Source organism: uncultured Shewanella sp. (genome assembly GCF_947501225.1).
In the GTDB taxonomy this organism is placed as follows: domain Bacteria; phylum Pseudomonadota; class Gammaproteobacteria; order Enterobacterales; family Shewanellaceae; genus Shewanella.
This window is the reverse complement of sequence record NZ_CANMUW010000003.1, coordinates 94042-107975: the sequence shown is the minus strand read 5'-3', so window position 1 is coordinate 107975 and position 13934 is coordinate 94042. Positions and strand designations below refer to the sequence as shown.

Annotated in this window: 13 protein-coding genes; 1 reads left to right on the top strand and 12 read right to left on the bottom strand. The window is 46.9% G+C overall.

Annotated elements, in window-relative coordinates:
- Window positions 1-44 precede the first annotated feature (44 nt).
- The gene (fre, locus tag Q1B47_RS05995) at window positions 45-755 is read left to right on the top strand and encodes an NAD(P)H-flavin reductase (RefSeq protein WP_299790167.1); all 711 of its coding nucleotides are present in this window, start codon (window positions 45-47) and stop codon (window positions 753-755) included.
- 121 nt (window positions 756-876) lie between these two features.
- Here the strand turns inward: fre and Q1B47_RS05990 are convergent, their stop codons facing one another.
- The 12 genes from Q1B47_RS05990 to Q1B47_RS05935 form a co-directional block, all read right to left on the bottom strand.
- Window positions 877-2160: a winged helix-turn-helix domain-containing protein gene (locus Q1B47_RS05990; RefSeq protein ID WP_299790163.1), complete on the bottom strand. Its 1284-nt coding sequence runs from the start codon at window positions 2158-2160 to the stop codon at window positions 877-879.
- Between the two features lie 282 nt (window positions 2161-2442).
- Window positions 2443-3273, bottom strand: coding sequence for an ABC transporter permease subunit (locus tag Q1B47_RS05985; RefSeq protein ID WP_299790160.1), 831 nt, complete (start codon window positions 3271-3273; stop codon window positions 2443-2445).
- Window position 3274: 1 nt separating this feature from the next.
- The gene (locus Q1B47_RS05980; RefSeq protein ID WP_299790157.1) at window positions 3275-4177 is read right to left on the bottom strand and encodes an ABC transporter ATP-binding protein; all 903 of its coding nucleotides are present in this window, start codon (window positions 4175-4177) and stop codon (window positions 3275-3277) included.
- Window positions 4178-4196: 19 nt separating this feature from the next.
- Window positions 4197-5486 carry a nitrous oxide reductase family maturation protein NosD gene (gene nosD / locus Q1B47_RS05975; RefSeq protein WP_299790154.1) on the bottom strand — a complete coding sequence of 430 codons (1290 nt, stop codon included), beginning with the start codon at window positions 5484-5486 and terminating at the stop codon, window positions 4197-4199.
- Between the two features lie 7 nt (window positions 5487-5493).
- Window positions 5494-5982 (bottom strand): nitrous oxide reductase accessory protein NosL, encoded by a 489-nt coding sequence (locus Q1B47_RS05970; RefSeq protein WP_299790151.1) that lies wholly within the window; start codon window positions 5980-5982, stop codon window positions 5494-5496.
- Between the two features lie 174 nt (window positions 5983-6156).
- On the bottom strand, window positions 6157-7104 hold the full coding sequence (nrfD, locus tag Q1B47_RS05965) for an NrfD/PsrC family molybdoenzyme membrane anchor subunit (RefSeq protein WP_299790148.1): 948 nt from the start codon (window positions 7102-7104) through the stop codon (window positions 6157-6159).
- A gap of 2 nt (window positions 7105-7106) precedes the next feature.
- Complete coding sequence (locus Q1B47_RS05960) at window positions 7107-7817, bottom strand: 4Fe-4S dicluster domain-containing protein (protein ID WP_299790145.1); 711 nt, start codon at window positions 7815-7817, stop codon at window positions 7107-7109.
- A 63-nt stretch (window positions 7818-7880) separates the two neighbouring features.
- Window positions 7881-8603: a nitrite reductase gene (locus Q1B47_RS05955; RefSeq protein WP_299790142.1), complete on the bottom strand. Its 723-nt coding sequence runs from the start codon at window positions 8601-8603 to the stop codon at window positions 7881-7883.
- Between the two features lie 60 nt (window positions 8604-8663).
- Window positions 8664-9455 (bottom strand): FKBP-type peptidyl-prolyl cis-trans isomerase, encoded by a 792-nt coding sequence (locus Q1B47_RS05950; RefSeq protein ID WP_299790139.1) that lies wholly within the window; start codon window positions 9453-9455, stop codon window positions 8664-8666.
- 62 nt (window positions 9456-9517) lie between these two features.
- Window positions 9518-9946 (bottom strand): rhodanese-like domain-containing protein, encoded by a 429-nt coding sequence (locus Q1B47_RS05945; protein WP_299790136.1) that lies wholly within the window; start codon window positions 9944-9946, stop codon window positions 9518-9520.
- Between the two features lie 77 nt (window positions 9947-10023).
- The gene (locus Q1B47_RS05940; protein ID WP_299790133.1) at window positions 10024-12054 is read right to left on the bottom strand and encodes a multiheme c-type cytochrome; all 2031 of its coding nucleotides are present in this window, start codon (window positions 12052-12054) and stop codon (window positions 10024-10026) included.
- Window positions 12055-12638: 584 nt separating this feature from the next.
- Window positions 12639-13919, bottom strand: coding sequence for a winged helix-turn-helix domain-containing protein (locus Q1B47_RS05935; RefSeq protein WP_299790130.1), 1281 nt, complete (start codon window positions 13917-13919; stop codon window positions 12639-12641).
- Window positions 13920-13934 lie beyond the last annotated feature (15 nt).

Genomic DNA, 13934 nt, shown 5'->3' with positions numbered 1-13934 from the left:
CAGTTATTACAAGCCTCCAGAGAGGGGCGCTAAAAGGACGTTAGATGAAAACGATTCGCTGTAAGATAGAACAAGTTACCCCGTTTAATGATGCGGTATATCAGATCATTTTGAAGCCTGAAACAAGATTTGATTTTAAGGCTGGCCAATACCTTTGTGTCGTTATGGGTGAAAAAGACAAACGTCCTTTCTCAATTGCTTCGGCGCCCGATGCCGAGCATATTGAGCTTCATATCGGCGCAGCCGTGAGTGAAAGCTATCCGATGCAGGTCGTAGACCGTATCAAGGAGTGCCTGGAAAACAACAGCTCAATTGAGATTGAGGTGCCAGGGGGCGATGCACACCTGCGCCATGAAAGTAACCGTCCACGCCTCATGATCGCCGGCGGTACCGGTTTCTCCTATATCAAGAGTATCGTTGAACATCAGATAGCGTTAGATCTGCAGGTGAAAACCACATTCTACTGGGGCTGTCGAACTCAGGATGCCATGTATTATGAAACTATCGCACGGGAGTGGCATGATGCGCATCCGTGGATGCATTTTGTTCCCGTGGTCGAGCAGGCCGATGACGACTGGAAGGGAAAACAGGCAAATCTTTTGGATCAGATAAGATCTGACTTTGACAGTCTCGAAGGCTATGACATCTATATCGCCGGACGTTTCGATATGGTGGGTACGGCGCGGGAGTTGTTCCGTACAATGGGAGTGGAGGAAGATCACCTCTACGGCGATGCATTCGCGTTTATAAAGTAGGTGTTAGGTGCTAGGTGCTAGGTGCTAGGTGCTAAAAAATAGAAGGCAAAACAACCAGTGTCTTGCCTTCTACTTTATGCTTGTCTTCTCTTGCTAGAGCCTGGAAGCTGCTTTTCCTTCTTTACAGCTTAACCTTATCATACTCATACCAGGCAACCAGATTTCCCAGAATAGGTACAATCCATACTGCCGTATCGACATCTTTATAGACCCGATAGAAGTAGAGATCCTCTTCCACTATCTCATGCTTTCTTATCTCACGATAAAAATGCATTGCAGACGAGCTAACCTTGTCTGGCTTTATCAGCTCTTTCTGGCCAACCTTAACATGAAAAACATCGACATCCAGGCCATTAATCTGCTTCTGGTACTGCTTAAATTTCCCCTTTATCTTGTATTTTATCGGTGTCGTTGCACACTCTTCATCTGTAATACAAGCCGCGGAATAGAACTTACCCGAGTCTTTCCCCTCATAGATGAGTGACAGGCTGATATCGGAGCGTACCAACATGTTTCCCTGAACAGGATAATAAACATCGGCATGATAGTGATGCTCAATAAAGCCGCCCGTACCTGCATCAGTCTCTGGAATGATCACTCTGTTATAACGGATTCTTTGCTCCATCTTTTTGGTTAAAGCGGCAAAGTTTTTCATGTTTAACCCCGCCGGGGTCGGATCGATCGCTGTAATGTTGATCAATCCCTTACCTGAGCAGCGTATTGCATCGGCCTCGGGACACACGGCCATAGAGTAGTAGTTACCATCGGTAAGCGCGAACCCTTTGAAAGTATTCAGGTTAGTTAAGTGGTTCACCTCAGGCGCTAAATGCTTCTGCCACATGGAGGGGTGTAAATGTGCGACATTATCTTTATATAACAACTGAACATCTTGCTTGACGCCACCGACATTCAGTTCTATTGACTGATCCGCATTCCAGCTTGCCGCATCTTTTACGACTCCATGGTAATCACTGAAATACCAAACAGACAGACCAATCATCAGTGCTATGAGTATGCCACTGAGCTTAACCAGCAGAGAGACATCTACTATGGCGGCTCGTACCGATTCAGGATCGTTTACCGCAAGCATCTTGATATGGGATCGGGTTGAGATATTTAACTGGTAACCACGTCCGGCAATCGTCCGCAGCATCACTTCCGGATAAGGTTCAAGCTTCTTTCTTAACGTACTGACACACTGGGTCAGAGAAGTTGCAGCAACCACACGATCGGGCCAGCCTGCGGCGAGAAGGTCTTCTTTAGTACATAGGGAGCCGGAAGAGAGTAACAACAGATGTAGGACAGCAGATTCCGATACAGTCAATGTAACGGTCAAATTATTAGCATGATCAACTAATTGCTTAGCTTCTTCATCTAACTCCAAATAAGGAGTAACTTTTAGCACCTTGAACCTCTATGAATCAATTAACATCAATGAGTTAGCAATGATCTTATTGACAGTTTACTCAATAAAACATATGAAAAACGTGATTGTCACCCAAAATCAAATCAGATGTTCTATATCAGGGTGTTTACGCTCACATATATAGCATTTTACTATTTACATAAAGACAACAAAGCAAAGCTGAATCCCCTTTCCTCCCTTAAAAAGATGGCCTTTACCAAAGCCAAGGTTGTAGAGCCCTCCCCCTCTTTTTTACACCTGTTAATCTAACAAGAATAACTGTTATAACTGCCTACGTTTAAAGACAGCGTTAGCAACAAAAATTAAACCCGCAACCCACAAAAGCATCACAAAACCGAGCGCGGCTTTACCCCACTCTGATGCTGAGAACATTACCAGACTCCCTCTCTGCAGATCGGTACCTATGAGATTTATTGCACGGTAGAGATCCGTAGGGTTCAATGCAATTAAGAGGTTAATGACGTACTGGTCGACAAAAGCGATATCGGCGACCAGCAGTGTCAAAAGCAAAAGATCATAGATAAGCACGAACAGGAACCAAACAAACAGTACCGTCGCAACCGCCTTAGCCTTTTCCGTTGCCTTTAAGCTCACAATATAACCCAACAGAATAAAAATTAACGCGAGTAATATGCTGGTCAAAATAAACTGGCTGAATTGAGCGAATGTAACGGCAACATCATAGTTTTCACCGAACATCAGCAGAAGCAGTGCTGTCAGTCCAAAAGCAAAGCCGATAGTGACGGCCATTATCACGCCATGCCCGATAAGCTTACCCGTTAGAATTTGAAACCGGGACAGTGGATAGGAGAGCAATAGCAGCAAAGTCCCGGACTCGTCCTCACCAACAAAGGCATCGTAACTGACTAGCATCGCCGCTAAAGGAATGATAAATACTGAGATTGTAGACAGACTCGATATCAAGGTATCCAGCTCGGGGAAAGCCAGTTGACCCACAACCGCACTGCCGGCAAACGTGACACTAAGAGAGAGAAGCAAAAAAATTAGGGAAACAAAGGCTACCCAGCGATTTCTCAGGCTATCCCGGATCTCTTTTTTTGCGATAACTAAAACAGGTGAGTGTAAATACATATTAACTAACGGCCTCCAATTGAGCAGTTCTCCCCATATGAAAGTGGTAGATCTCGGCTAATCCCGGCTCTTTAAGAGCAAAGTCAAACAGACCATATTCAGACGTTAAAAACTGAACCACGTCTTGTTTATTCTCCCTGTCCAGCAACAAGGCATCATCACTGTAGAGTGAGGCCAATCGTTCACTATCGTTAACCAGCGCAGCAAGCGAAGGAGAAGTTAATCTGGTTTTTAAACGGCTCTCATATCTGAGTTCATCTATCGCTCCGGATGCCAGACAACGCCCCCGACCTAAGATGAGAGCGGTATCGATATTGTTTTCGATGAGTGACAGTTCATGGGTACAGACAATAACCGCACATCCAAGCTGCTTGAGTTCATCGATCTTGCCATAGAGAAATTGAGAGGCGACGGGGTCGAGCCCGACGGTAGGCTCATCGAGCAGCAGCAACTCAGGCTCACTGAGAATAGCCTGGGCAAAGCCTAACCTCTGCTTCATCCCTTTAGAGTAGGTTTTCAGCGCCCTGTCTTTCGCATATCCCAGGCCAAACTCCTCAATCAATTCACTGACCCTGCTTTTCCCTACTCCTTTCAATTCCGCGAAGTAAGTTAGAATTTCCTCGCCGGTTAACTTATCGTAAAAGCTGACATTTTCGGGGAGATAACCAATTCTCAAATTCGAGTGACAGCGATTTTTCCTGATGTTTACCCCTAAGATCTCGATCTCTCCGCCTGCTGGAGTGATCAAGCCGAGAAGGATCTTTATCAGGGTCGACTTACCCGCACCGTTATGACCGAGCAGTGCCATCGTTTGCCCCTGTTTCATCTCGAAACTCACATCATCGAGCGCAACACCTGTACCGAAACTGTGGCTGACTTTTCTGGCTGAAACGGCTGTATTCATCTTATCTCCTGAATAAGTGTCAATATGGAACGCCAAATTCAAAATCGAGTGGGGGAGTGATATCAAGCAGTGGGTGGCTATCTATGATGCCGCTGGGCTCACCGATCTCAAACTGCCTCTGTACCCACCTCAGCACCACCACTATAGGGCTTCCCATTAAAAAATTGGCTTCCGGGTAGAGCCAGAATAGTCTGTCGATATTATCGTTCGGCCGATATGGGCTATTACCAATACCATCAGAGCTGTGATCCCACCCCAGGTATCCGCTCCAGTAGTTTCCACGGCCATCTTTACTCCACTCCAGTAGCTTATCGCCTACATATTTAACCTGACTGAAGTTATCGATAAATTGATTTTCATATACCTGATTGCCCTCACCGCCCATGGCCATATAGAAACCGATATCGCAATAAGCAAAGCGGTTTCCTGCAACCCTATTATCTCGGGCCCCATAGATGAAGATCCCCTTTCCCTCTTTACCCTGAACCGGATTCTCGGCAGGGTTGGTAACCTGCTCGACCCGGTTACCCTCGATGAGTGAGTCCCGGCTCATATTAAGCAGAATGCCAAAATCGATGGCTTCCCAGACCTGATTGTCGTGTAGATGGATCTGCTTGGAACTCATCAGCGCATACCCCCCATCCACACGGTAACTCTGATTATTAAATGCCTCATCCATGCTGGAATACATGTAGTGGATGCCGTACTGTTGATCGAAGAATCGATTACCGGATACCTTGCTGTGACTTCCAGATTCTATGTAGACACCATCTCTGACTTGAGAGATCACATTCCCCCACACCTGAGCCTCGACAACATGGTCCAGGTGGATCCCATCGCCCCGATCGAGTTTAAAGAGTGAAGCATTGCCTGTGACAACATTGTCATTAATCTTGATTCGTTTTACCTCATCGGCTCTGATCCCGAAACCATCACCGGTCAGTGTATTGTTATTGATGCTGACATCGTCGCTCCCCGCCATCACCAGGATGCCGGCGTCGCGCTCGTATTGATCATTTCCCCAGTTTTGAATGGTAAGACCCGAAACCTCTACACCGGAGGCGTGAACTGTGATTGCACTTCCCTCCCCCTGCGCATCGATGACACTATCACCCCGGCTGGAAACAGAGACGGGTCTGTGTATATCAAAACGGCCTTCATATAGACCCGGCTTGAGTATGATGTGATCGCCTGGCCTGGCATTCTCCAGCTCAAATCTAAGGCTATCGGCATCGAACACTGTGATGCTTCCGGCCTGAGTGAGACCGGAAAAACTAAAAATGGCTGCCAATATACAGATGCGGGTCATAGCTGAATTACTCGCCGGCCAATAGCTCTAGGGTTATCTGCTCATAGCCTAATACGGCTCCGCCAAACTCTTTGGCAAATTGAATCGCCCCCTCTTCGGTGGCAAATGAGGCAACGGCGGGCCCCATCACTGCTTTTCTGCTGGTCCCATATACATACCAGGCCTTAGTCGCATCGATAAAGTGCTTATCTTGTGGGTGTGCCCACTCGGTTGCAGACATATCATGGACCATGAGTGCGGTGATTTGACGCTGATTTTCAGCCTGCAGAGCAAAGTTGAACATATCTCTGGTGGAGCAAAACTTAGGCACAATCTCTTGTCCCTTCAGGTGTAACTGGCCCTTGGGGCCCGGATATTTCTTTATCATCATGCCACACAGGTGACAACGTTCATGATCGTGAATAGCTTGAGCCTCTACAGACTGAGTAACGGCATCACCTCGGCCACATGCAAAAAGAACCGGCATAACCAACAAGATGAGGATAAGTTTTTTCATACATTTTCCAACTCGACAAGAAGTGATGGGGTGAACTCAGCACCTTATCGATACCTTGCAGGGAAAAACGATAAGGTGTGAGTCGGTATAGCAGTAATTGTTTACCCGACTCCCGATTAAACCTTGCAGGGCGGCGTTTCGGGAGTAGGGAGCAATTACAGTTTCTGTTACTGGCTAAATCGCAAAGTTCTGTCCGGCATAGATGATGAATAATCGCAGGCACATCATGCCACTGACAACACAAACACCCGACAGGTAGAATGCTTTAGCCGAATGGCTGAATCTCTTACCCGTTGCGAAGTTAAGTAGTAATGGCCCACAAAAGCCTATCCCTACTACCCCAAGCCAAAACACACCAGCCCAGTCACCTATATGAAAAGCTGAAAACGCACTTTGCATACCTGCATTACCGGTAAACAGAGACATAGCAATCATAAAGATAAACAGGATTTCGGCTGCCATTATTGGCCACTCAGCCCCGTGAAGCAGCTTCATGTCCTGGCTGTGTAGATCTTCCTTAAACATTGAGACAGCCAGCATTTTGGCAGACGCCGCCCCCGCCGATATCCCCGAGGCGATAAACAGCGCCGGCAATACCGAGGTATTAATGATAGGGAAACGGATAAGCGCGGAGATAAGGAAACCGGTATAGGCACACACAGCCATGGCCAGAATCAGTACAGCGATCTCACATGGACGACGCACGCCTTTTAGCTTCTCGATCACCGGCAGTAACACGCGCAATGCCGGGATACCACGGATCTCCTCTTCGAAAGCCAGCAACATGATTAAGCCAACCAGCGGGATATACGCCGACAGCGCAATAACACCGATAGACATCACAGAGTTAAGGTTGTAGTAAACCAGTATCCGCCAGAAAAACAGTGGATTGGTCAGGTCTAAAACCAGACACAGCATTCCTAAGCAGATGGTCACAAACGAAATAAGTGCTGCCGCTTTATAGAAAGGCGTATTCTCAGACTGGCCTTTGTAGAAACGAATAAATATTGCTGTAGCTATCGCACCACCGGATATCCCCGCAAAAAACAGGTATACCGCAATTGGCCAGGGCCAGGCGATGCCATCGGATAGCCCCATAGTGAATTCCATTGAACCGTCCATCTCTATACCCCCAGCTTAACAATAGGTATGTATCTAAGACTTGGTTCAGTACCAAATCCAGGCTTCATCCGCACAGAGTCTTTTACCCTTAGCAACTTACTGACGTAGGATGTCGGGTCGTTGATATCACCAAAGATCAATGCGTCATAGCGACACTTCTGAACACAGGCCGGCAGTTCCCCAATCGCCAGTTTGCTGTTAAGACAAAAATCACAGTTATCGGCAACATCGGTCTCTTTATTGATGAAACGAGCATCGTAAGGACAAGCACCGATGCAATACTTACAACCGGCACACTTACTCGCATCCATGGTCACGATACCGGTTTTCTCATCCCGGTGAGCCGCCCCGGTGGGGCATACGGTGACACATGGAGCGTTTTTACATTGCTGACAGGAAACACGAACGAACTTACGTTCACACCCACACTCTGTTGTCTTACCGCAGTGTGGACAAGGCTGTCCCTCCAGCCCTCCAGAATGCTGCTCCAACAACAATCTGGACTTACCAGCCGGTAAGTTGTTAGCCAAATTACAGGCCTCTTTACACTCACCACAGCCAGTACATTTATTTTGATCAAACACCATCGCATAATGGGGCTTGTTTGCATCTGACTCCTTCTCTTTGACCGAACTACACCCTAAGGGCGCTATTATCAAAGAGCTGGCCCCTAAGCATTTAAGGAACCTCCGTCTCTCTATATTTTCACTCACAGCATCCTCCATCTATCAGCTATTTTGCTGATCTGTTTTATATTTATTCGGTTTTACGTGACTCTACTCAGATGCAGTCACTGAACGATTAGCTATTTTTTGCTCGGCTCTAAAAATTGCATTATTAATTGAGTCCCTATTAAAGTTTTGGCTATCACTCTTGAGTAGTAACTCCCACTGCTTAATGGCTTCTTCGAAGTTTCCATTCAGGTATGCGTGAGTGGCCAGCAATAATCTGGACTGAAACTCGTATGTATCTATAGCCAGCGCCCTGGCAATAACGAGATCGATATCCAGACTCATCACCCGGTTGTCGCGGTAATACATGGCATTGGCTTTCATGCCCAAAATGCCGGCATCATCGCCCGTCAACTGGAGTAGTTCATCGAAGGTTTTCACTGAATCTGAATAGAGCCCACCATCGGCATAAGATTGAGCCAAATTTAATAATGCAATTTCATTGTTTGGTTGCTCATTAACTGTTTTTGCATTTCTATTGATATCTGCGGTGATCAGGTAATCAATATGTTCATCTACGCTCCCTTTATCCCAGTCACTGAAGTGACCCAGTTGCGAGTAAAGCGATACGCTCGAAAAAAGGAGCACTATGGATAGCAGCAGAGGTATCTTGAGAGCTAAAGCGGGGGGAACCACTTCGCTATCGCATGCAGTGTGCTGCTCTGCAATATGAATGACCCCTTGATTGAGACACCGGAGATGATGACGCCAGATCAGCGCTATAAAAGCACAAAGTGTGACCCCGATACCGATAGCAAGACTATTCATAGTGACTCTCTGAAAACGAATTAAACGTGCCGAATTTCTGTTATTGAAATCCTGTTATTGTTAGTGGGCCTTACCCATCCCCATCATTCCTCCCATCCCCATTCCGCTCAGTCCCATACCGTGAGAGTTCTCGCCAGGCTCTTCGACTTTGACTAACTCGACTTCAAAAATTAAGGTAGAACTGGGTGGGATGATGCCTACCTGCTGTTTGCCATAGGCAAGCTCAGAAGGGATGGTGAACTTAAATGTTGACCCCTCTGGCATGAGAGTGATCCCCTCCTGCCAGCCTTCGATCACACTCATTAAGGCGAAACGGTTTGGCTCATCTCGTTCATAGGAGTTATCAAATTCGGTACCGTCGATTAACTGCCCTTTATAGTGAACCGTTACCACATCTTCAGGATTCGCTTTACGCCCCTCCCCCATGGTAATGACTTCGTATTGCAGACCGGAGTCGGTGACCGTCACCGTGTCACTCTTCTTGTTATTGGCAAGGTATGCACTACCCTCAGTCATATTCTTAAGTGCGATGCGCTCCTCTTCGGCCTCGCGTGCTGCATTTAACTGCTCGGCGCGCTGATTAAGAAAGGTCAATATCTCTTCATCTGTGTATTTTTGCTGTCCCGTAAGCGCGTCAACTACACCTTTCACCACCAAGTCGACATCGACCTCGGCACCTAGCTGTGTTTGGCCATATATCTGACTGGAAACATACTTACCCAATGAAGCACCTATGCTGTATGACTGTTTTTGCACATCGGTGGCGGTATCATCCGCGGCGATGCTATAACCGGATACAAACAGAGAGAGACCAGTGATCACAGCAAGGGAACTTTTGGTAAATTTTTTCATATCGATTTTCTCTTAAATTAATCAAACATCTATATATTGTGCTTTTACTGCAGATCCATCTGTTATGGTTTTTCCGTCACCCGGTTTGATAAGCGCCACCCATATATTCCGTCATACATATGTCGTACACCGGTATAGCCCAGCTTCATCACGGCTCTTGCCGCTATTTCACTGGCGTTACACAAGCGGTTGGCACAGTAAAAAACCATCACGGTATCTTTGTTCTCTGGAAGTAGCTTTTTCCAGTCTTTAACGTTGAAATAGATAGCACCTGGAATAAACCCTTCAGCCCATAGCTCAAGCGTATTAACATCAAAAAAGTAGACCCCCTCTTTACCCACCAATGTTTCGGCTTCTATCATTGAGATCGGGTTTAACTGAACATCATGGTGGGGAGCCGGTGCCATATCCGAACCGCCTCCGGCATAACATGTTGCAGCACTTAACAGTAAAGTGAGTGAAACGACAATTTGACCCAGTGCTTTCTTCATAATTAATTCTCTTGTTTATCCCGGTACCTCAAACCTCTGAGATACCGGGATAGGTTTTGCTAATGAGTCAGCAGGCCTTATTTAGCCGCGTAACCCGTTCCGTCCAGGATATTTTGCGCCTGTGTTACATAAGTAAGCGCAGCATCGAGACGCTTCTGGGTATAACGGAACCCGTGCACACCCCAAGAGCCATCTTTCTTAATCAGATTGACAGTCTCTTCCGCTTTCTCTGCAAGCATCAGAACCTGAGTCTTGTCTTCAACAGACAGCTTAGTGACTTCGAGTAGCTGGTCGATACGCTCAAGCGCCTGCTCAACCTTGGCATAGACCTCTTTAACAGGTGTTTGCCACTTCATCACTTCACCATAGATCTCTTTCTGGTCTTCGTAGTGCAGCCCCACTTCGAGTTCTGACTGGAACTGGCTGTGACAACCTTTGTTCTCAACCACATCGTGATCTGAGATAGCGGTACGTGCACAAGACCACATTAGATCCAAGTAGTTACGACCCTCTTCGTTCTTAGCAACAGTCCAACCTTTAACGCCATCGGGTCCACCGGTACGTGGTTGTCCTTCTGGCGGGTTAAGTGTCTTGCGCTCTGGGTCGACATCGATCTTCCACATGTGTGACTTACGAACGGCGTCGAAACCAGCTTGATCAGGGAACTGCATCGCCTTGAAGTTCTCACAGCTACCCATGTTAGGCATGTGACAGCTTTGACAGGTTTGCTCGCTATGAGTATCTGTATTGCTCGCGATTAAGGTTTGAGCTTCGTGACAGTCCTGACAGTCTTTCTTAAGCTTTGGCTTAGTAAAACCTGACTTCCAATCGCCATCGGTTACTTCATGGGGATCGTGACAGGTAGTACAGCGCATGCCGTTTTCATAGTGCTCAGAGTTGTACATCTGTGAACCTTCGGTACCACAAGATGGACATAGTGACTTCATCTTCACACCGAAAGCGTATTCCCCTTTCTCTTGTGCCTGAGGCGTATCGGCCAGGGTATCGTCGTACTGGAAGCGCTGGTGACAACGTTCGCAGTTAGACTGCATGCCGCCGGTACCACCATCTAAGTGACCGCCTGCGCCATGACACTCTTCACAGGCAATACCTTTACTGATGGTATGCTTACGTAGCTTCTCCGGATCCCCCAGAGCATCGAAGTACTCCTGCTTGCTTTGGAAATCAAACTTGAAGGTATGGCAAACTTCACAGTAAGAACTTGCCGGTTGGAACAACATGGCTTCACGGTACTTAGCGCCGTAAGAGCTCATCCCTTTCTGGTGTGAACCTGAAGCACCGAAGGCTTCAAGTGTTGTCGGGAAATCAGGGATAACATCGTTGATCTTCTTCGCCATCTCAGGCGTCAACCACTCGGCCCAGCCACGGGAGAACTGGTTAGCACCGGCAACCATCTTACCTGTGCCATCTTTAAGTAGACCGCCTTCGATGTGGTAAGTACCACGAACCATCCACGCATCGATGAAGCCATACTTAGTACGAGGCGTACCTACCGTTGCATAGATAGCATCGGGGGTAATACCGTCTGGCAGGATAGAGGTGTCTTTAGTGCCGTACATGGTCTGTTCAAGGTCGTTGTTGACCTCTGGATGCTCGCCAGGGAAACGAATTGTCTTTGCATGACGTGAACGCTGCCACTTCTCATACTGAGTCGCATGACATTCGGCACACTTCTCAGGACCTACGAAGTTGTTTGGGTAATCAAGGATTGATTTAGCACCTAAGCGATACTGAACAGCACGCGGAGTACCTACGCGCTTAGAGTATTTAGGGCTGTGACCGGTATCGAGATACTCCTCACCACGGTCACTGATATGGTAATCACCGACCAGGTTGCCCGACTCCTGATACTTAAACATCGGGTGATTTTCGAAGAGGAAATCGAACAACTCCTCCTCTTGCACAATATAGTCATGCAGCGTTTTCACGCCATTGATCTTCTCTGTTCCCTGGTAATTTGCAATCGACTCCTTAGCCGTTTTTCCCATCTGAGGTATGCTGTCATACTTCCCGGCAGCGTTCGCATTGGCAATGGCACCAAAACAAAACAGCACACTTAATGCTACCTTGTGTTTCCATCGTCTCATCATTCACTCCTACTTATCATTGTTTTATTTTTCATGTTTTTGGCATGTCTTATAAACATGCTTTTTTTGAAATCTAACCGTTCACCGATTGACCTAAACAACTGAGCAACAGCTATTCTCCATATAAAAAACAGTAAAAATTTGCTGCAAAGCACACTAAAAAAAACATCAGATTCAATCAGATGTAAAACCAACATTTACACTAATTTTCAACAACTTAAACATCTCAAAAAATATCATTTTAGAAATAAAAGCCGATCTTTTAGTTCTGATCAGGGTCAAAAGTGATGAAACAGAAAACCGAAGCGGAAGTGAATCTAAGCAGTGTCAGGAGATTAAACCGTTAACGGGAGAGTCAGCCAAGGGCGAGGAGCGGCCTTTAGCGCTGCCGGGAAGGCATTTTAATGCTCTCCCCGATATCAGGTCATACATTGCCGCTCATTGGCTTAGGAAGGAGATTAAGATGATTAACACACGCAGCGGTTACAGGCTATCAGCGACCATAAAGGCGCTGCAGACAGAGACAAAAAAGCCCGTAATAAATACGGGCCCCATCAACAAAAGTGGATACTAACCGATAGGTATCAGATATCAACCTTGTCATATTTATACCAGGCCGTAACCTGACCAAAGAGGGGCGTTATCCATACCGCCGTCTTATCATCCTGGTATATGCGGAAGAAATAGAGCTCTTCATCCTTGATATCACGCTTTCTCAGATCACGATAGAAGGGAACCGCCGAAGCATTGAGTCGCTCGGGTTTAATCAGGTCTTTCTGTTGTACGCTCACCTGAAATGCATCGACTCTCAGATCATCAATGGTCTCACTGTATTGCTTAAACTTTCCTCGAATCTTGTACTTAATCGGCGTAGTCAGGCAGTCCTCGTCGGTAATACAGGTCGAGGAGTGAAACTCACCCGTAGTGTCCGAGTCATAGATGAGGGACATACTGATATCGGATCTGATCAGCAACTCCCCCTTCACAGGAAAGTAGACATCTGCATGGTAGTGGTGCTCAATCAAGGCTCCGACGCCCTCTTCACTCTCAGGCAGCATGATGCGATTGTAGCGGATCCGCTGCTCCATCTTTTTAGACAGCTCGGCAAAATCTTTCATATTTAAACCGGCGGGTTCGGAGTCGACCGAAGTGATGTTAATCAGCCCGTTTCCTGAGCACTGCTTATCATCGCCCGGACAGATGGCCATCGAGTAATTTGTACCATCGGTGGCCACAAAGGCATTGAATCCCCCATAGGAGGTGAGGTAATCACCGTCGGAGTCGAGATGCTTTTCCCACATAGATGGGTGTAGATGGGGCGCATTATCTTTATAGAGTAGTTGCGCCTCACCGGTTACTCCGCCAATTTTAAGCTCAACCTGTTTATCGCTGCTCCAGCGAGACAAGTTCTGGCTCACCTTGTGATAATCACTAAAGTACCAGGCGAGTAACAGCAAAAATACCGCAAATACAATACCTGAAACTTTGACCATCAGTGAAACATTGACAATGGCTGCGCGCATAGACTCGGCATCATTCACTGCCAACATCTTCACATGGGACTGGGTCGATACATGCAACTGATAGCCACGGCGGGCAACCGTTTTCAGTTGCACCTCTCGATAGGGGTCGAGCTTCTTACGCAAGGTACTGATACACTGAGTTAATGATGTTGTTGCAACGACACGATCGGGCCAGCCGGCACTGAGCAGCTCATCTTTAGAACATACAGAGTTGGAAGAGGTAAGCAGGCGACTCAACACCGCAGACTCTGAGAAAGTCAGGCTGATATTCTTGCCATTCACGTGATCAATTAAATGATTGGCTTCTGTATCTAACTCCAGATAAGGAGTGATTTTCAACACCATTTACCCCTACTA

Coding starts and splice junctions, on each gene's coding strand:
- Q1B47_RS05985 (WP_299790160.1), bottom strand. CDS start 3,273: ATGTATTTACACTCACCTGTTTTAGTTATCGCAAAAAAAGAGATCCGG.
- Q1B47_RS05980 (WP_299790157.1), bottom strand. CDS start 4,177: ATGAATACAGCCGTTTCAGCCAGAAAAGTCAGCCACAGTTTCGGTACA.
- nosD (WP_299790154.1), bottom strand. CDS start 5,486: ATGACCCGCATCTGTATATTGGCAGCCATTTTTAGTTTTTCCGGTCTC.
- Q1B47_RS05950 (WP_299790139.1), bottom strand. CDS start 9,455: ATGAAAAAATTTACCAAAAGTTCCCTTGCTGTGATCACTGGTCTCTCT.
- Q1B47_RS05970 (WP_299790151.1), bottom strand. CDS start 5,982: ATGAAAAAACTTATCCTCATCTTGTTGGTTATGCCGGTTCTTTTTGCA.
- Q1B47_RS05945 (WP_299790136.1), bottom strand. CDS start 9,946: ATGAAGAAAGCACTGGGTCAAATTGTCGTTTCACTCACTTTACTGTTA.
- nrfD (WP_299790148.1), bottom strand. CDS start 7,104: ATGGACGGTTCAATGGAATTCACTATGGGGCTATCCGATGGCATCGCC.
- fre (WP_299790167.1), top strand. CDS start 45: ATGAAAACGATTCGCTGTAAGATAGAACAAGTTACCCCGTTTAATGAT.
- Q1B47_RS05955 (WP_299790142.1), bottom strand. CDS start 8,603: ATGAATAGTCTTGCTATCGGTATCGGGGTCACACTTTGTGCTTTTATA.
- Q1B47_RS05940 (WP_299790133.1), bottom strand. CDS start 12,054: ATGAGACGATGGAAACACAAGGTAGCATTAAGTGTGCTGTTTTGTTTT.